Source organism: Aquimarina discodermiae, assembly GCF_040786235.1.
Taxonomy (GTDB): domain Bacteria; phylum Bacteroidota; class Bacteroidia; order Flavobacteriales; family Flavobacteriaceae; genus Aquimarina.
The window spans coordinates 1-18,393 of the sequence record NZ_JBFMKP010000008.1; the positions used below are offsets into that span (position 1 = coordinate 1).

General features: G+C 32.3%; 18 protein-coding genes. 12 read left to right on the plus strand and 6 right to left on the minus strand.

Features of this window, described 5'->3' with window-relative positions; translation table 11 throughout:
• The first annotated feature begins 642 nt into the window (after positions 1-642).
• Entirely contained in the window at positions 643-1,179 is a 537-nt protein-coding gene (locus ABW636_RS06535; RefSeq protein WP_367589156.1) for a hypothetical protein, read from the plus strand.
• A gap of 406 nt (positions 1,180-1,585) precedes the next feature.
• Here the strand turns inward: ABW636_RS06535 and ABW636_RS06540 are convergent, their stop codons facing one another.
• Positions 1,586-1,861, minus strand: coding sequence for a hypothetical protein (locus ABW636_RS06540; RefSeq protein WP_367589157.1), 276 nt, complete (start codon positions 1,859-1,861; stop codon positions 1,586-1,588).
• Between the two features lie 489 nt (positions 1,862-2,350).
• Here ABW636_RS06540 and ABW636_RS06545 point away from each other — a divergent pair, with 489 nt between their 5' ends.
• From ABW636_RS06545 to ABW636_RS06560, 4 genes are all read left to right on the plus strand, one after another.
• Positions 2,351-2,812: a hypothetical protein gene (locus tag ABW636_RS06545; protein WP_367589158.1), complete on the plus strand. Its 462-nt coding sequence runs from the start codon at positions 2,351-2,353 to the stop codon at positions 2,810-2,812.
• 177 nt (positions 2,813-2,989) lie between these two features.
• On the plus strand, positions 2,990-3,379 hold the full coding sequence (locus ABW636_RS06550; protein ID WP_367589159.1) for a VOC family protein: 390 nt from the start codon (positions 2,990-2,992) through the stop codon (positions 3,377-3,379).
• A gap of 472 nt (positions 3,380-3,851) precedes the next feature.
• A complete protein-coding gene (locus ABW636_RS06555) occupies positions 3,852-4,478 on the plus strand; it encodes a hypothetical protein (RefSeq protein WP_367589160.1) in 627 nt (208 codons plus the stop codon).
• A gap of 627 nt (positions 4,479-5,105) precedes the next feature.
• Entirely contained in the window at positions 5,106-6,056 is a 951-nt protein-coding gene (locus ABW636_RS06560; RefSeq protein WP_367589161.1) for an MBL fold metallo-hydrolase, read from the plus strand.
• Between the two features lie 221 nt (positions 6,057-6,277).
• On the opposite strand, the gene ABW636_RS06565 is transcribed toward ABW636_RS06560, so the two are convergent.
• From ABW636_RS06565 to ABW636_RS06575, 3 genes are all read right to left on the minus strand, one after another.
• Positions 6,278-7,102 (minus strand): DUF4249 domain-containing protein, encoded by an 825-nt coding sequence (locus ABW636_RS06565; RefSeq protein ID WP_367589162.1) that lies wholly within the window; start codon positions 7,100-7,102, stop codon positions 6,278-6,280.
• A 4-nt stretch (positions 7,103-7,106) separates the two neighbouring features.
• Positions 7,107-9,476, minus strand: coding sequence for a TonB-dependent receptor (locus ABW636_RS06570; RefSeq protein WP_367589163.1), 2,370 nt, complete (start codon positions 9,474-9,476; stop codon positions 7,107-7,109).
• 369 nt (positions 9,477-9,845) lie between these two features.
• Positions 9,846-10,859, minus strand: coding sequence for a helix-turn-helix domain-containing protein (locus ABW636_RS06575; protein ID WP_367589164.1), 1,014 nt, complete (start codon positions 10,857-10,859; stop codon positions 9,846-9,848).
• 317 nt (positions 10,860-11,176) lie between these two features.
• Here ABW636_RS06575 and ABW636_RS06580 point away from each other — a divergent pair, with 317 nt between their 5' ends.
• Entirely contained in the window at positions 11,177-12,313 is a 1,137-nt protein-coding gene (locus tag ABW636_RS06580; RefSeq protein WP_367589165.1) for an agmatine deiminase family protein, read from the plus strand.
• 93 nt (positions 12,314-12,406) lie between these two features.
• Here the strand turns inward: ABW636_RS06580 and ABW636_RS06585 are convergent, their stop codons facing one another.
• Positions 12,407-12,607: a helix-turn-helix transcriptional regulator gene (locus tag ABW636_RS06585; protein ID WP_367589166.1), complete on the minus strand. Its 201-nt coding sequence runs from the start codon at positions 12,605-12,607 to the stop codon at positions 12,407-12,409.
• On the minus strand, positions 12,604-12,963 hold the full coding sequence (locus ABW636_RS06590; RefSeq protein ID WP_367589167.1) for a hypothetical protein: 360 nt from the start codon (positions 12,961-12,963) through the stop codon (positions 12,604-12,606). Before ABW636_RS06590 ends, ABW636_RS06585 begins: the two co-directional genes overlap by 4 nt.
• Positions 12,964-13,437: 474 nt before the next feature.
• Between ABW636_RS06590 and ABW636_RS06595 the strand changes: the two genes are divergently transcribed.
• From ABW636_RS06595 to ABW636_RS06620, 6 genes are all read left to right on the plus strand, one after another.
• A complete protein-coding gene (locus tag ABW636_RS06595; protein ID WP_367589168.1) occupies positions 13,438-13,998 on the plus strand; it encodes a toxin-antitoxin system YwqK family antitoxin in 561 nt (186 codons plus the stop codon).
• A gap of 293 nt (positions 13,999-14,291) precedes the next feature.
• On the plus strand, positions 14,292-15,188 hold the full coding sequence (locus ABW636_RS06600; RefSeq protein WP_367589169.1) for an alpha/beta fold hydrolase: 897 nt from the start codon (positions 14,292-14,294) through the stop codon (positions 15,186-15,188).
• Positions 15,189-15,355: 167 nt separating this feature from the next.
• A complete protein-coding gene (locus ABW636_RS06605; protein WP_367589170.1) occupies positions 15,356-16,330 on the plus strand; it encodes a D-cysteine desulfhydrase family protein in 975 nt (324 codons plus the stop codon).
• Between the two features lie 3 nt (positions 16,331-16,333).
• Complete coding sequence (locus ABW636_RS06610) at positions 16,334-17,035, plus strand: helix-turn-helix transcriptional regulator (protein ID WP_367589171.1); 702 nt, start codon at positions 16,334-16,336, stop codon at positions 17,033-17,035.
• A gap of 70 nt (positions 17,036-17,105) precedes the next feature.
• Complete coding sequence (locus ABW636_RS06615; protein WP_367589172.1) at positions 17,106-17,492, plus strand: DUF4345 domain-containing protein; 387 nt, start codon at positions 17,106-17,108, stop codon at positions 17,490-17,492.
• A gap of 44 nt (positions 17,493-17,536) precedes the next feature.
• Complete coding sequence (locus tag ABW636_RS06620; protein WP_367589173.1) at positions 17,537-18,325, plus strand: tetratricopeptide repeat protein; 789 nt, start codon at positions 17,537-17,539, stop codon at positions 18,323-18,325.
• Positions 18,326-18,393 lie beyond the last annotated feature (68 nt).

Here is an 18,393-nt window from a genome sequence, read left to right on the forward strand (position 1 = left end):
AAATAATCGATTGCTGCTCTGTGTGAACGCAATTCACAAAATAATCTTTAAAATCTTCTGGGATCATAGCTGAAATTTAATAGTTCAAAGATAACACATATTTATCTTAGAACTTAGCCAAATATCTTTAAAAATATTTTGAAGGCTTACAAACTATATTGAAATATGTCTTCATAGCAATTAAGTAATTAATCGAATTTTTGCCATATTTTGGTAAGGTATAATGCTTGCTAGAAAAGAAGAATTAATAACCAAAGTACAAAACCAGAAAACTAAGGTAACATTTTGAATTACTAAGACACTTACAATATACATTACAATGTATTTGAAACGTAACTTTTTTCCGGGAATATGAGAACTCATTTGATTAAAATAATGGAGCTAATAAATAAAATAAGGGTAAGATATTTATACTTTATATCTGGTATCTTTTTTATACTAGCAAATAATTTTAAAAACGAAAACAGTTTTTTATTCTATCTGTTCATTAGTATTGGGTTTGCAATTTTGATATGGGCAATTGTAAAGTATTTTAAAAAGTGAAAACTTGTGGGTACTAAAGTAGTTTGTAAAACTAACATACTTCTAAAAAACGGATTGTTCCTAAAAAAATTATGGAATATCTTTAAGAAAATTAATTGAATGAGTCTACAAACTAAACCATTAGTAATCTTCATAATAGCCCTGATAACTGTTACATGCTTTTCTAGTTGGACTAACGACAACAATAATTCTATCGATTGTTCAAACGACGGGTGCCATGGACAATACAAGGGTGCTGAGTTTGTAAACGGGTCTGATATTGCACATCAATTCTCTAACAAAATGTCTTCAGCAGTAGGCGATAAACTTAAAGAACTATTTAATAAGGGTAAGTATTCTAAAGTCGACTTTGATAATATCATAATGACAACAAGAGGAATGGGTAGCGGAAATGTAATCTACTATTTAAAAATTCCTTTTATACGTGTCAATACAAAATGCGACGCTTACACATCTTTTGATCATGTCGGAGGGTGGAATCACCCACCTGCATTAGAAGCAAGAAAGAGACAGCTTAAAAGAACATTAATGTCAAATCACAAATTATATATAAGTGATTTAAAAACGACACCAGAAGGATTACAAGAATATTGGATACAGTGGAAGAATAAGATCACACAATCAATGTGCAAATAAACTGCAGCAGCAGCGTATAAAAATACTAAAGCACTTTTTACATTTGACATTACCCTCAACAGAAAACCATCCATCCTAAACAACTGTTCATATACCTTTCTGACAAGCATATAACAAAAGTAAGAACACCAATTCATATCTGTTAAACCTTGGTTCTTCATAAAAACTATATCCAAAATTCGAGGCGAGATATACATCTCGCCTCGAAATCTTATGTGAACCTTTTTAGGGATACTTCCATCCAGCAACCAAAAAAGAGTAGCATTCTGTACTTATTTTTTTACTCGCACAAGTTCTCCATTCTGAAGCATAAATTCGTTCCCTTCATAGTCAATAAGTTTTCCTCCGTTTTTTGGATATGCTTTCTCTTCTTGAAATTTAGCAATTGCACCATTTAAAATATCAATTACCTGCTTATTAGCAGTAATAAAAGGGTTAGACTTGTATGAAAAATCACTCCATTAGCCTTTTCTTCAGCAACACCATCTTCTCCTGTATTGGTAATTGTATAATCGTCTGCACTAAATACAGTTTTTCTTCCAATATTCGTTACAAAATAATGATATTTAGTAATGTGGCCATATTCCTTACCTTTTTTAAAATAAACTGTTGGGTTACTTCCCAACTTTCCAGTATAACCTATAATGTTATCTTTTATATAAAAATCATCTCGATATCCCATAATTTGAATAATTTATATAAACACTATTAGCTTGTTGATAGTAATTCATTGTTTTACACTCCTACTCTATCCAGTTTTCGGATTTCCTGTTAACTGATCCAACGCCACTTCAGCTTTTCAGATTCAGCCCTTAATCATTAAAAGAAAAGATAGTAGCTACTCAATCGAATATTGTTCTTTTAATTAGGTTTCTAAATTTGTCTACTTAGCTTTTTGACACTTCAAAGTTGAAGAATAAACAAAAGAAGATTTCAAAAAATGATACAAGAAGCCAAATAGATGCGACAAGTGATTAATTGAAGGGTACAAGAAGAAAATTAAAACTCCTACTTAGTGAGGTAAACACTATACTACTTTTACAACAGATAAACTATACTATAGTAAACAACAAAATACAACATGCTAAAAAACACCTAATAAATATCACGGAAAACAGGGTAAAACAAATACTGTAAAAGAGTTAATTTAGCAGAAAAAGTAAACCACCAAATGACAGAACATATTAAAAAAGAGCTTTTAGAATCATTCGAACTTTATGCAAATCCTGAGTATACTGGCTACAACCCTGTTCGCCCGGTTGCAAAAATTGTTTTTGCCGCACAAGGAGAAATAACATCTCCGCCAGATTTAGAATTTATGGGTTATGGGGGTGGTACCGAAGGAGAAGCCTTTAGTGAGTGCGGAGGAATTAATTTAGAATCCTTTTTTCCGTTAGATGCCAATGGAGAATATTTTGAGAACGACGATGAAGAGTTTATCGAAGAATGCATTCAAAAAGCTGGTGTAGTAGTTTTAAATGGCCTCGAATCTATTTCTAATAGCGAAGAGTTTCAAAAAATACCAAAAGAAGGTCCGATCGTATTTGTACTAAATTTAATCGATCAAATAAGCAAAGTTATTTGTAGAATTCATCCAAATGGCGAAATAGAATTACCGCCCAATAAACAATAATTACAATACTATATTTTAAAATTTGTATTTTGAAAGTTTAGGCAATCCAAAGTAGAAAAATCAAAAGCAAGGTAACATTTTGTATAATGTATGTGCTTCTTTTGGAAAGCAAACACGCCGTACAAGAGACATTGTAATACATAAACAAAATCATCAAAATTTTAAAAAAGAACTAAAATGAAGACAATTAATCGAATAATGACGAATATTTGTTCTGACAACTTAGCCGAAAGTCGAGATTTTTATACCAAACTATTTGACTTCAATGTGGGTTATGATAGCGATTGGTTCATTCATTTAATCTCTAAAGACAGAAAACTTGAATTGGGAATAATAGCCCGAACTAATGATATTGTACCTAAGGACTTTCAATACAATCCCCAAGGCTTTTATGTAACGTTTGTAGTGGATAACGCCGACGAAATATTTAAGATCGCTAAATCAGAAAAATTTGAGATTATAAGCGAACCAACCGATACTTTTTACGGACAAAAAAGACTATTATTAAAAGACCCGAACGGAACTTTGGTAGATATATCTTCACCAGTTGAAGGTTTTGAATTTTAAAGAAATCAACTGAAGAGGAAAAAATAAAAACACACTATAAAACGGTATATAGCAACTACAAAATATAACATTTTGACTTAGTGCAAAACCGAAATCTTATCCCTTGAACTTTTATGTAATTTCTCTCTCTTCAGATAATGAAAAAGACTTTATTAGCGTTAACTTCTCATTTTCTAATATATTGTAGAATAAAAAACACACCAGATTGGACAATTATTGAATCTTATGATTTACCCATTTCAATAAATAGGATTAAATAAAATAGTTGATAACACCATATTTATATGCAATAGCAGGAAAATGATAAATCGAATGGTTATTGTATTTTTGGGTAGGCGTAATGCTTGCAAAAAGATAAAATGAGCAATCAATGCTCCGAAAAACAGAAAAATAAGGTAACATTTTTCCTCGCTACGACACATATATTAAAGGTTAGAGATAATTCGTTTACCAAAAAACTTGAATTTAAAATATGAATAAACAAAGAATAGCAATTTTAATTATTGCATCACTTGGAGCCGTAGCAACATTTATGCCTTGGTCATCATTACCTATTTTGGGGTCTATGAATGGGATTAATACAAAAATTGGGAAATTTTCATTAATATTATTTTTAGTTCCTTTGGTAGTAAGTCTTCTCGGAAACAAAACTAAAGAACTGAAAGGTTGGTTACTTTATATGACTATAATCCCAACTGTAATTGCTGTACTAGCAGATTTACTTCAATTATTTGGACTAAGTAATCGTGGTACACAAAGTGAAAATGCTTTTGAAAATCTTATAGCCGAGCAAATGAGAATTGGCTTTGGTTTGTATATAGCAATACTGTCAGGAATAATGTTGCTTATTTTTACATTTTTAATGAAATCAACAAAACAAAGTGATGAAAATAAACTTAACAATAATACCAATAAAAGAACTTCTCGATCAAATCATGATAAGTTAAAAATTATTGATAAAGAAAAAAAGAAATCTAATTACCTACCAAAAACAGAAAATCGAACTAATCAAAACGAAACTATTTCTAAACTTAAAAAAGAAAGTTCGTTAAAGAAAGATTTCAAACCATCTGATCATAGCAAATTTATGCCTAAATAAAATATCCCTAACACTATATACAACATCAAAGTAGCGAAGTGATGAATCAAATGGTTATTGTTTTTTGGTAAGTCGTAGAAAACTAGTAACCAATATCTTATAAAAACCTAAAAACAAGGTAACAATTTGCGATGCTACTATTTATATATTGAGCATGATAGCCAAGAAAAATTGGTGAATCAGTTTAACTATTTAAACTTGTTAATGACAAAGAAATACCCTTTGCTAAAATTGAAGAGAAAGCATCTATTTTCAGACCAGTAACATTAGAAAAATGCCCCAACCCAATTCGAATAGAATATGTAATCATATTCAATGTTAATGTATATCCATTTTTAAGTCAATATTTATAATGTTATATCACGAATTATTGAGTACACTCTAATAAAAGAAGAGATGACAAAACTGAAACAATTAAACAGTTTAAGACGGATTCTATTCTTATTAAAGGTAGAATTACTTTTACTTTTCCCATTATTAGTAGTTGTAATAGCAAATAAAATACTCTATTCAAAGGTTACATCTTTGAATAGAGTTTGGAGGTAAATTGAAAGGTATGTATCTTGAAAACCGTTACTATTCTATTCCTATATCAAACGTAGCTCAGCATATAAATCCACTAAATCGATGCGTAAAAAATACCCTATTAAAATCATAATTGTTCTTAACCTAATTGTTCTAATAATTAGTAGTTCATACGCTGCAAATACGAGTTCTGATTTTGTAGTGACCACCATTACCCAAAATGTATATAGCATTGTTTCCCCATCAAAAGGATTACCTACCCCAGAAAATAAAGGTTGGAATTCTAATGTTCATTTTATTGTTACCAAAAAAGGAGTATTGCTTTTTGACACGGGTTCTTCAGAAACAATTGGTAATAAAATAAAAAAAGCGATCAAATCAGTTACCGATCAACCTGTTCGTTGGATAATTAATTCACATAGCCATGCAGATCATTGGTTTGGCAATGCAGCGTTTACCAATACTGTTTATGAAATAATTGCAAGCAATCAAACGTTAACAACCATGAAAGAAGATGGACAACCATCTTTAGAATTTTATTCCAAAGTGACCAAAGGTACTATTGGTTCTACGCAACTTGTGTATCCTACCGTATTATTAACAAAAGGAATAAGACGAAATTTTGGAGGAGTAGATATAGAGTTTATTCTTTCTAATGATGGACATTCGCCAGGAGATATTTTAATTTGGTTACCAAAACAAAAAATTATACTAGGTGGAGATGTTGTAAGTTCTAATTGGATGCCAATGATTACCGGACATGGTAATATTCCTAATTTAATTAACACCCTTAACATCATAGCAAAGTTAAACCCATCTATTGTCTTGACAGGACATGGTAAGGCAACTACCGTCGAGTCGATACTACGAGATGCTGATTTACTATCAAGTGTTTGGAAACAGGTAAAATCGGGTTATCAAAAAGGAAAAAAACCTAACGAAACTCTTAAAAATATTAAAGCGAAACTAGCACCTGAATATAAACCTTTGTATAAAGATTTTAGTTCTGAAATCGAGCGATATGTTAATCTTATGTATAAGTTACAACATTAGAGAGTTAGTCAACTACCTCGGAGCAAGCTCACGAGGCATCCAGCGGATAAACAACTTTAACATTTCGAGGCAAGCCTCTGGGAATTAAACTCCACAATGTGGATTAAAGATTTCTTGATTTTTAGAGTCTGTTCATTTACTAAACTAGCGACTAAATCAATTGTAACTAATTTACACAAATGATATATACATCGTAAAAATAGTTTGTTGATAATTTTCTTCTATTCGATTGCATAAGAAGATATTACTACTTCGCTTAATCTAAAATAGCCTAAAACTTCTTCATTTAGATTGTTGGGGTTAATACAATTACCTTTTAACTGTGCTGGTGTTGTTTGAAAGGGGCCATCAGTTTCACCAGATTGTTCTATTAAAATGTCAATGTAATTATAGAAGGATTCAGAAATACCATAAATTCTGACATCTACTGTCGCACCAGCAACTAACTCCTCATTATCAAATTCTATAAAATTTTCATTACCATCGGTAAACTGGTCACTTAAAGCTGCTAAGGTAAGTAAAGGGTTTACTGAAGAATTAAACTCACCCAAATAGAAGTTTTCAATGTTTACAGGGTCGTCAAAAAATGTTTTAATCTGGATTTCCTCCTCATCTCCACCACCTTCTATGGTTTGTTCTATAGTATTAATTTCGGTCACTGACATTAAGGTTTCGGTAGCAGTATATGTTTGTTCATTATATAAAATTTCTAAAGTGTAAGTTTGGTCAATTTCAGGAACAAAATCGGTAGCAATATAGGTACCATTGTTTTGGTCTTCGAACGTAAATTGTAACCCATCATTTTCTTTGGTCACTATCACCAAAGCTCCGGTTACGGGTATATCTGGATTGTTATCAAAAAAAGCAGTAGTCTTACTTAACTTAATGGTCTGCGTTTGTCCCGTAGTACCCTTTTCCCAATTAATAGAGGCCTCTACCACCAATCTGGCACCACCATTTGGGACATCTACATCGACTGTATCTGTACACGAGTTTAAAAAAACAATCAATATTAAAAATGCTATGTGTTTATATGTTCTGTTCATTGTTCTAAAATTTAAAGTTATAAGAAATCGAAGGAATAATCCCAAAAATTGCAGTACGCGTGGCCTCATTTACACCAGTATCTACATTTTGTCCAAACGTAATGGAGGCTGCATTTTTGCGATTGTATATATTGTAGATACCAAATACCCATTCGGCTTGCCACTTCCTATTTTTATTTTTTCGTGGTGTGAGTATTGCAGAAAAGTCTAAGCGATGATATGCTGGTAATCTATCTGCATTACGTTCAGAATAAGTTGGAATCGATAACCCGTTATACTGAAATTGCCCATCAGGATAGGTTACAGGTCGCCCTGTCTGAAAAACAAAATTGCTACTAAAACGCCATTTATCGTTTAGCTTATAACTTCCTGTAAAGGATATATCATGAGTTCGGTCCCATGGTGTGTTATACCAGTCACCGTTGTTTATTCCAGCCCCTCCTGCTGCACCGCCAGGTGTACGTTGCTCTGATTTTGAAAGTGTGTATGCTAGCCATCCTGTAAACTTACCTTTGTTCTTACGTAATAACAATTCTAATCCATAAGCTCTGGACTCTCCTATCAAAATTTCTGTTTCTATAGTATTTTGAGCAATGAGGTCTGCGCTATCAATATAATCTACACGATTGTCTATAATTTTGTAATACGTTTCAGCTTCTATAGAAAACATATTGTCTTTAAAATTTCTGAAATAGCCAACAGCAAACTGATCAGCAATTTGAGGCTCTAAAAACTTACCACTAGGGGCCCAAACATCTAATGGTGTGGCTGACGTTGTATTAGAAATTAAGTGTAGGTACTGTACTATTCGATTATAACTCGCCTTTATTGATGACTTTTCGTTAAGCTGATAGGACAAGGCAAAACGTGGTTCGAAATTATCAAAGTCAGCAATACTTTTTCTGCTTCCATACTCTGTCTCGCCTATTGGATTAGCTCGTTCGTAAATATCCAGCTGCGCATTGTAAACTATCGGCAAGCCATTTTGGTAATTACTTAAGGTTTGTTGCCCCAGGCGGTTAAAATAGCTATAGCGCAAACCATATTGTGTTGTCAATTTGTTTGAAATTTTATGCTCTAAACCAGCATAAATGCCAGCTTCAAATGCATATTTATTATCTAGTTTTAAGGGGTTAATACCAGAATTCTCATCAAGCGGATTTAATTCGCCTGGATTAAAATTGTAGTAAATTCCGCTTAACCCAAAATCGAATTTTAGCTTGTCATTCAGATAATATCCAAGGTCGTATTTAAAGTTATAATTGTCGATATCTGATTTCCAATCGATACCTTCAGCATTAATTTCGAGATTGTAGTTATAACGACTATAGATTAGGGATAGATTAGAAAAGAGTTTATCGTTAAAAATATGATTCCAACGTAAGTTTCCAGAAAGATTCCCGTAGGAATTGGTGAAAAAATTAGATAATTCGAAATTATCATTTCCAAAATAACCAGAAAGATATAGCTTGTTTTTATCATTAAGTTCGTAATTGGTCTTTAGGTTAAAATCATAAAAGCCTGCTCGATTCTCATTACTTGCCAAAGCCAAAAACAGGTTCGCATACGAAGCACGTCCTGCCAAAAGAAATGAGCCTTTATCCTTCAATGTTGGGCCTTCCATAGCCAACCTACTAGAAATGGCACCAATACCACCAGAGAGATTTAATTCTTTACTGTTTCCATCTTTTTGTCTAATATCGAGAACGGAAGACACGCGTCCACCAAAACGTGATGGAATGCCCCCTTTGTATAACTTTACATCTTTAATAGCATCAGTATTAAACACCGAAAAGAAACCAAACAAATGCGATGCATTATAAATAATGGCTTCATCCAACAACACCAAGTTTTGGTCCTCTGCACCACCTCGAACATTAAAACCCGAAGCTCCTTCACTTGCATTGGTCACTCCTGGCAGCATTTGTAAGGACTTAATCACATCGACTTCGCCCATAACCGCTGGCATTTGTTTTATGGTTTGGCTGGATAGCTTTGCAACACTCATTTGTGGTGTTCGTAGATTTACTTTTTTGGATTCATCAACCGTAATGACAACTTCGTCTAATTGCCCTGCATCTTCTAACAGTTCAGAATTAAACTTTATGTTTTTATCCAAAACAATGACTTTCTCAATGGTTTTATAACCCAAATACGAAATTACCAACGTATAATCACCTTGAGGGGCGGTTAGCGAATAAAACCCATATTCGTTGGTCGTAGTTCCTATTGAAATTCCTTTTAGAAAAATGGTAGCGCCTAAAAGTGTTTCGCCATTGGTTTGATCTTTTAGTGTACCACTTATGGTAAACTTTTCTTGAGCAAAGCCTAAACATGATATGAGAAAGACTGCAAAAATCAATGTTTTTTTCATAGAGTATTTGTTGTTTACTTGAATTTTTTTATCACAAAATCAGCCAAACAATAAAAAAAGTATCACTAAAATCAGATTGAAAATCAGTAGATTCCTTGGTGTTATGTATGACTTGAATTTTGCCATTTTGAAATGGTTAAAATTTTAATTTGAAACCAAAAGTAGGATGATTGTGAGCCTCTTAAAAATGAAGTGGGTTCAGAATACGTTTTTTGTACGTTTTTGAAAAAAATCAATCCTTATCACTTAATTACAAGCAACTTAAACAAAATATTAAATCATAAGACAGAAAGTTCAGAATACGTATTTTGAACGTTTTATGCCAAATTATAAGAAAATTAGAGAAATTTTAAATCAGAAAATCAATAATCAAATTAACTGTTTTTTATATTGACTTGGTGTCATTCCCTTTAACTTTTTAAAGGTCGTATTAAAGGATGATTTTGAACTAAACCCTACCTCATTGGCAATACCTAAAAGTGTATAGTTTTTATAGGTTTCGTTTTGTAGGCACTCTATAAATTCTTCTACACGGTATTGGTTCAATAAATCTTGAAATCCTATTTTCATATGTACATTTAAGATTTCTGATAGATGTTGTCTCGGAATATTCAACCTCTTAGCAATATCATCAACCGTAATCTTACTGTTTTTGAATAGTTTTTCTTCAGTCATTAAACGAAGTAATTCAGATTTATTGGCATTTATATTTTTTGCATTTAAGCTGGAAGTCTTGTATTTTGAATTATCAGATTTTGGGAGTACATCTTTTGGGGCAATAATAAGTTTGTACAGCACATAATAGAACAAAAACACTGAAGCCAATATAATACCGTAGCTATCCAAGAAGTATGGTGACTGATTTGAATTGGTCAACAAATAGGTAAACTCATCAATAGTAAAAATAATCGTTAAAGGAATAATAAAGGCTAATAACCACTTCTCTTTTTTCTTCTTGATAATGTCATAAATAGAATAAATAAGCATTCCTAAAAACATTACCTCAGTAATTACATGGGCTATTTTAAGAATTAAATTTTCCTCAATTGAAATGTGATTGTCTAAAGTTTTATAGATAACAGTCAGCAAATATGGTGTAAAAAACCAGAGGTCTTTTTTGTTAAACTCATCTTTGCCTGATTTGTAATGGCGAACAAACAAAAAGAAAAATGTAATGATTAAGGTATCATGAAAAAAATACCAGTCTGCGTTGCTGGTGAATAAATTGTAATCATCATCGCCAATGGCATATAATATTACTGATATAATACAACATAATAACAGCCAAAAATTCACTTTTTTATATTCCTGTCTTCGTTGAAACAAAATGAACAACAAAAAGAATCCCTGTAACAAGGCAATTATTTGGATGGTTTTAAGCATTGTTTTTAGTTAACTCTTAACAATATAAATAATTTTGCATGTCTGATTTTATTCAATACAATTTTAGTCAAATAAACCAACACAAAAAAACATATTGGATGATATAAAATCTTTTGTCCCCATATTAAAACGGACTAAGCAATACTGTATACAATATCGCGTATAATACATGGTTTCTTCTGTGACTTTTCAAAAAATCTCGCAGATTTCCTATTTGGTTTTTATTTACTAACTTGGTTTCCAACCTATACAAAGAACCACATATAAACCGTTAATAGCAACCAAAACTGGCAGATTAAAATTTAGAAATGACACAAATGAATTTAATACTATTAATGCTTTTATCAGCAATTACTTCTTGTCAAAATAATAATGATGATACAAAACCAATAAACGAAATAGAAGTGATGTATACAATGCCAGAAGAGAGTGAACCGCACGAAGGAACTTGGCTTCAATGGCCACATCATTATCAATATGGAGTTGCATATAGAAATCGTTTGGATGAAACATGGGTTTCAATGACAAAAGAATTGGTATCAAGTGAAAATGTTCATATAATTGCTTATAATCAAACCGAAAAAGAAAGAATTATTTCATTATTAACTGCCAAAGGTATTGCATTAACCAATGTCGATTTTAAGCTCTATGAAACTGATGATACTTGGATTAGAGATAGTGGTCCTATCTACGTTAGAGATAAAAACGGAAATTTAGTTATTGAAGATTGGGGGTTTAACGGCTGGGGAAATAAAATTGATGATTTAAGTGATTTATTAATCCAATCAGCTAAATGCAATAAAATTCCTTCAAAAATTGCGTCAGATCAAGGCAAAACATTAATAGATCTTAACTTAGAGATGGTAAATGAAGGCGGTAGTGTCGAGATTGATGGAAATGGAACATTGATGGCTTGCAAAAGTTCGATATTAAACAATAACAGAAACCCTGGAATGACACAAGCACAAGCTGAAATCATTTTTAAAAAATATTTAGGAGTAATAAATTTCATTTGGCTTGACGGACAAGCAGGACTAGAAATAACGGACCAACATATTGACGGTTTTGCAAGATTTGGAAACTCAAACACAATAGTTACTATGAAGCCAAGTGATTTATTAGAGTATGACGTTCTACAATCTGACATTGACAAGCTATTCGAAGCAAAAGACAAAAGTGGAAATGCATATACTTTTTTAAAAGTGCCATTAACCCAAAACAATGTAATAACTACCAATGGAACGAATTTGGGATCTAAGGGGTCTTATGTAAACTACTATATAGCCAATACCAAAGTACTAGTTCCTAACTATAATGACCCAAATGATGCAATTGCCAATGCTTTAATCCAAACCTTGTATCCTTCAAGAACTGTTGTCGGAATTGACGTAAGGAATTTATACCAAAATGGAGGGATGATACATTGCGTAACTCAACAACAACCCGTTAATTAAAAAATAAAAGCTACTTAGATTGTCTAAGCAACTTTTCAAAATAGAGTTTCAATAATAAAAACGGGAGCTCATAGAACTCCCGTTACTATAAAACTATTCTGTTTCATGATGATGAAATATTTCCTCTATGGGCAACTCAAACAATTTCGATATTTTGAATGCTAATGGTAAACTTGGATCGAACTTGCCTTTCTCAATGGCATTAATCGTTTGACGCGAAACCGCTAATGAATCGGCGAGATCTGCCTGCGTCATATCTCTTTCTGCACGAAGTACTTTTAATTTATTTTTCATGAGTAACGCTTTTTTCCAACAAGCAATGCTATCATATAAGTGATACTGATTAATATCACCAGAAACCCAATTTCTGCATCACTCGAAATGACATTCGCTATATCTGTTACCGAATAGCTCAATCCCCCTACAATTCCAACACCCAAAGCAATGCCCATGGCATCTAATTGAATTTTCTTTTGCAGTTCATCCAATACATTCAGGTGTTTGGTGTTTGCCCAAATCATTCCTGCACCAAAAGCTGTATTAATTGCAATCGCAAGAATGCTCCAGGTGGTGTTTTCATTCCAAAGAAACTTTGGTCCAAAGGTTGCTAATGCCAAAGAGACAACCCACAATAGGGTCCACAGTGCCAAACTCTTTGTGACTTTTTCGATTTGTTTATTCTTTTTTTCGTTTTTCATTTGTCAATTACATTTGATTATTTGTAAAGCTTATTTGACACAAATATATAAAACTTCAATCAATATGACAAACAAACTTTACTTTTTGTCGTGCAGACCATTCTTTTAGATCGAATCAACTATAAAAACAATAAAAGTAACTTCCAAGTCAATGAGCAGTAAAATTGAGAAATTTTGGATAGAGAATCAGTATTAAAAAGTGCATAACAACTGTATACAACTAATAAAGTATTTAGTGACTTTTGAGAATTCTGCGTTATTTAGCAACATCCTAAATATAGAATTTGACTTTTACATATGAGAAATATAAAATCAAAACACTTATATTTGACTAAGAGCTAACCTGAAAGTTTATTACTTTCTGCAGCCCTACTTCCCAAACCATATACAAACATTAATAACTCTTAAAATTTCAAAAGCATCCTTATGAAAAAATTGATTTTCGTTTTAATTATTTTTCTAATTGGAAAATGTTTTGGTCAGGATCAAGTTAGTTTTTATGAAAATGGTCAAACAAAAAGTATTAGTAGCTTTAAAAATGGTATTGAGGAACGTAAAGATTATTACCAAAATGGCCAATTAAAAAGACAGTCTTTGAAGAACAAAGAAGGTCTAAACATCGGTAAAACAATTCGTTATCACAAAAACGGACAGCTCTGTTATGAGCTTCACCATAAACAGGGAAAGAAAGATGGTGAATGGACTTTCTATAATAAAGATGGAAGCATAAATGGTATAGAAAATTATTCTGATGGAAAAAAAACAGGAATCTGGAAAGGGTACTATAACGGCCATTTACTATTTATGCTCGAATACGACAATGAAGGTAATTTGATAAAAGATGTTGGTTATCGCGAAAATGGATCAATGACTAAGGTTTATAGATACAATGCTGAAGGAAAAATCATTTCTAAAGATTATTTTGATGAAAATGGGAAAAAGGTAGAATTAACCGTTAAAACCATTCTTAAGGATCCTGAATTCTAATTTATATTGGGACTTCCTAAAGATCTTTGATAGTAAATCCAGAGGAATCAACCATTTAAAAACCTTTTATTAAAAAAGCTATCTCCTATATTTTAGTTCTCCGAAAAAATAACTTTTCGGCAGAGATTGTGTTTTCATATATAAAAACTGTATTTTAATTGTTTAATACATCTCAACAAAAGCTGTAAGTGTTTATAAACCATGCCTATAGAATACAGTTTTTGACTATAACTTCAACAAACAATTACATGAAAAGGCTTCATCAAATTTTTATTATTTGTTGTTTTATTACAATGCTAGCTTGCAAGAATAATAGCAATACTCATAGAAAATCAGTCTCGAATGACACTAATAAATCAGGCAGTATTATTATTGATGGCTCTGTCCTAAATTATTCTATTAAAGGAAAAGGGACTCCTCTTCTATTAATTGGATCAGATCCAGAATACTTTTCAAAAAGCTTTTTAGATAATTTTCGATTATATACAATAGAAATGAGGTTTAATGCACAAAAGTACCAGCCCATTGACCTTTCAAAATACAATATAGATCATCTATTTAAAGATATAGATACCATTCGGTCTGTTCTGGGGATTAAAAAATTTATAATCGCTGGACATTCTGTTTTGGGAGCAGTTGCTCATAAATATGCAAAAAAACATCCAGAATATGTTTCTCATGTCGTAATGATGGCAACTCCCAGAACCTGGGGAACAACTACCTACAACGAGGCCGTTAATGTGTATTGGGAAAGTGCGTCTGAAAAAAGAAGAGCATTGTATCATAAAAATCAAAAACAGTTAGAAAAAGAAAAAAATGACAGCCTAAGTCGTCGTGAAGTTTTTATCAAAAGTCTTGTGGCTTCTGGACCCAAAAGATGGCATGATGAGAATTTGGATGCCACACAATTCTTTGAAAGAGTAAATTATAATTTAGACTTTTTATTCCACCTGTTTGGCAAAGTAATGCCAGAATACGATCTATGCTCTCCAGAAGAGAAATTAGATATTCCCGTTTTTGCTGCTGTTGGAAAAAGTGATTACATCGCTCCTATATCCCTTTGGAATACAAAATGTAAAGAGTCAACCAACCTAACAATTTCTTTGTTTGAAGAAAGTGGACATACCCCTCAATACGAACAAAGTGAACTGTTTACTAAAAGATTAGTCGATTGGATTCATAAAAATTAAAAAGCCTCCTATAAAACCAATAAAAAAAGAAGCTATTGTCGCTTAGTTTTAGCTTTTTTTATGATTCTGTAGCACGTATCTTTTAAGTAGAGATTGTATTTTAGTGTACTAAGTGATCTCATCACTTATAGTAACCTACCTATGGTAATTAATGAAACAAGAACATGATGAGTAATAAATTTGATCTGGGTTTTTTCCCTACTCCATTACAAGAATTAAAAAGGCTCTCAAAAAAATATCCAGATTATACCATTTTTATCAAAAGAGATGATCAAACTGGATTGGCATCTGGCGGAAACAAAACCAGAAAATTAGAATACCTAATCAAACAAGCACTTAATGAAAATTGTGATACTGTTATTACTGCAGGGGCGCAACAATCTAATCATTGTCGACAAACCGCTGCTGCTTGTGCTATTGCCGGACTAAACTGCCACTTGCTATTAGGAGGTAAAAAACCCGACATATATGACGGAAACTTATTGCTTTCGTCTATACTAGGAACAGACATACATTTTACAGACAACAATAGAAAAGGAGAAGACCTGGAAGCTCTACAAAATACTCTCGAGCATAAAGGAAATAAATGTTTTGTAATTCCGTATGGGGGTTCTAATTTTACAGGTGCTATGGGATTTGTGAATGCAGCCAAAGAGCTAAAACAACAATGTAACGAGCAAAATTTAAAAATCGATTATATCTTTTTTGCATCAAGCTCTGGTGGGATGCAAGCGGGATTAACACTAGGGAAAGAAATCTATCAATTACCTGCCAAATTAATTCCGATCAGTATCGATAAAGATGAAACAAATGGACTTTCTCTAGAAAATGTAGTCCTAAATATCATCAAGGAAGGAAGTAAAAAACTTAAAATTAAGAATAACATACAACTTGCCGACATTTACCTAAACAGAGATTATGATAAAGATGGCTACGGTGTTGTTACCGCCAATGAAACTGAAGCCATCAATGCCTTAGCTACGAATGAAGGCATTTTATTAGATCCTGTGTATACGGGAAGAGCCTTTTACGGAATGTTAGATTTCTTAAAGAAAAAAAGAATCCCTACCAATGCTAATGTCCTATTTTGGCATACCGGTGGTTTACCTGCTATTTTCAAATACGCGAATGAGTTAAGATAAAAAATGGAAGAAAAAGAAAAACCAAGACTTTCGAGATTAACCGCAATCCTTACACAACTACAATCCAAACGAATTGTTACTGCAAAACAATTAGCAGAACGACACAATGTGAGTATTCGTACCATTTATCGTGACATTCGAACACTAGAAAAATCAGGAATACCTGTTGTTACCGAAGAAGGTAAAGGATACTCTATTATGGAAGGGTACCACCTACCTCCTGTCGTATTTACAGAGGAAGAAGCCAACGCCCTTATTACAGTAGAACAATTAGTCATTAAAAACAAAGACCAGTCTCTGGTTCAAAATGTATCTAGTGCTATAGAAAAAATAAAATCAATCTTACGATATTCACAAAAGGGTAGCGCAGATTTACTAGCAGACAGAATATATTTTGGAGGTAATAATAAGCAGGAAAAAACGAGTAACAACTTAATGCAGATTCAATCTGCCATTATTCATTATCGTCTCCTTAAAATGGAATATCAATCTTTAGAGAACAAACAAACAACCCGCAATATCGAGCCATTTGCCATTTATAGTATTAACGGAGACTTTCTACTTATTGCCTTTTGTAGATTGCGAAATGATTTTAGACATTTTAGAATAGATCTTATTGAAAAAATTACTACAGAAAATGACACATTTAATCCGCACAATATGACCATAAAGGAGTATTTTGAAAAAAATGTAAAGCACCAATAGTACCTCTGACACACCTTTGTCACCATTCCATTTTATGTTTGCATCATAAATAATCTAAAAAACAATAAAAATGGAAATTATCAATACCCTTATCCTTTCTTTATCAGGTCTTATGTTACTTTTTGTAGGCACCATGAGAATAAGTGCCCCCATAAAAAACTATCTGAAGAATTCTGGAATACAACTAGAAAATGATGTTAACCTGTTAAACGAAATAAGAGGTGTAAGTGCTGTAATGCTTTTTGCCGGAATCATTATTTTACTAGGAACCATCGTTCCTAAACTGACGCTTACATCATTTGTTGTAGCAATTTTGATTTTTGTTGGGTTTGTAACAAGTAGATTATTAAGCATGGTAGTTGACGGGAAACCTAACAAACAAATTACGCAAGGGATTATCTTCGAACTTGTTTTGGGCACAGCTAATATAGTTGGGTTAATAAGTACTTTGGTTTAGAATAAAATAAAGATTACTAAAGTCAACCTTAAACAAAAACATAAATGAGAGCACTAATTCTATTACTTATAGTATCCATAATATCTTGTAAAAATAATCCAACAATCAAAAAAGAAATTTTGCAAAAGACCATACCCATTACGACATCTTCAGAAAAAGCAAAAGAACATTTCAAAAAAGCACGGTACTTAGTTCAAAATGGAATAGACGGCAACCCAATAGCACACTATAAAAAAGCTATTGAGCTAGACCCCAATTTCGTAAGGATGCACAATTTTATCTCTATCTATTCACCAGATGACACTGTTAAAAAACAGCACCACCAATTTGCAAAAAAGTATAAGCATTTGGTCTCTAAAGAAGAACAAATGCTTGTTGATGCCACAGAATATAGATTACAAAATCCCGATGATATCTACGAAAAGAAATTGTTCGAATTAGCGAACATATGTACTTCAGATAAATACCTGTACCACACCATCTGTTTTTTACTGTTTAGAAAAAATCCCGAGTTGGCCATCAAGGCAGGAGAATTCTCTGTAAGCTTAGACAATAATTACGGCTCTGGATACAATATTTTGGGATATGCATATATCAACAATAATGAATTGGATAAGGCCAGAAAAGCATTTGACAATTTTATAAGATGCGAACCAAAAAATGGAAACGCTTATGATTCGAAAGCAGATCTCCTGTTGCAATTAGGAAAATATGAAGAGGCTTTAAAATTGAAACAAAAAGCATATCAGTTAGCCCCTTCATTCGATTGGATTCCTGAAGAAATAATCACTATCAAAGCAAAAATTGATTCGTTGAAAAATGAATCAATATAGTTAGTAAATTTTAATATCACTTTAGAATAAACCTAACGGGCATCACATCCTGATGATTTAATTATTGT

What these genes read in the sequence shown, in the direction of transcription:
- ABW636_RS06545 (WP_367589158.1), top strand. Translation starts at nt 2,351, where the DNA reads ATGACAGAACATATTAAAAAAGAGCTTTTAGAATCATTCGAACTTTAT.
- ABW636_RS06585 (WP_367589166.1), bottom strand. Translation starts at nt 12,607, where the DNA reads ATGAAAAATAAATTAAAAGTACTTCGTGCAGAAAGAGATATGACGCAG.
- ABW636_RS06565 (WP_367589162.1), bottom strand. Translation starts at nt 7,102, where the DNA reads ATGAACAGAACATATAAACACATAGCATTTTTAATATTGATTGTTTTT.
- ABW636_RS06540 (WP_367589157.1), bottom strand. Translation starts at nt 1,861, where the DNA reads ATGGGATATCGAGATGATTTTTATATAAAAGATAACATTATAGGTTAT.
- ABW636_RS06575 (WP_367589164.1), bottom strand. Translation starts at nt 10,859, where the DNA reads ATGCTTAAAACCATCCAAATAATTGCCTTGTTACAGGGATTCTTTTTG.
- ABW636_RS06615 (WP_367589172.1), top strand. Translation starts at nt 17,106, where the DNA reads ATGGAAATTATCAATACCCTTATCCTTTCTTTATCAGGTCTTATGTTA.
- ABW636_RS06550 (WP_367589159.1), top strand. Translation starts at nt 2,990, where the DNA reads ATGAAGACAATTAATCGAATAATGACGAATATTTGTTCTGACAACTTA.
- ABW636_RS06560 (WP_367589161.1), top strand. Translation starts at nt 5,106, where the DNA reads ATGCGTAAAAAATACCCTATTAAAATCATAATTGTTCTTAACCTAATT.
- ABW636_RS06605 (WP_367589170.1), top strand. Translation starts at nt 15,356, where the DNA reads ATGAGTAATAAATTTGATCTGGGTTTTTTCCCTACTCCATTACAAGAA.
- ABW636_RS06555 (WP_367589160.1), top strand. Translation starts at nt 3,852, where the DNA reads ATGAATAAACAAAGAATAGCAATTTTAATTATTGCATCACTTGGAGCC.
- ABW636_RS06570 (WP_367589163.1), bottom strand. Translation starts at nt 9,476, where the DNA reads ATGAAAAAAACATTGATTTTTGCAGTCTTTCTCATATCATGTTTAGGC.
- ABW636_RS06595 (WP_367589168.1), top strand. Translation starts at nt 13,438, where the DNA reads ATGAAAAAATTGATTTTCGTTTTAATTATTTTTCTAATTGGAAAATGT.
- ABW636_RS06600 (WP_367589169.1), top strand. Translation starts at nt 14,292, where the DNA reads ATGCTAGCTTGCAAGAATAATAGCAATACTCATAGAAAATCAGTCTCG.
- ABW636_RS06620 (WP_367589173.1), top strand. Translation starts at nt 17,537, where the DNA reads ATGAGAGCACTAATTCTATTACTTATAGTATCCATAATATCTTGTAAA.
- ABW636_RS06610 (WP_367589171.1), top strand. Translation starts at nt 16,334, where the DNA reads ATGGAAGAAAAAGAAAAACCAAGACTTTCGAGATTAACCGCAATCCTT.
- ABW636_RS06580 (WP_367589165.1), top strand. Translation starts at nt 11,177, where the DNA reads ATGAATTTAATACTATTAATGCTTTTATCAGCAATTACTTCTTGTCAA.
- ABW636_RS06535 (WP_367589156.1), top strand. Translation starts at nt 643, where the DNA reads ATGAGTCTACAAACTAAACCATTAGTAATCTTCATAATAGCCCTGATA.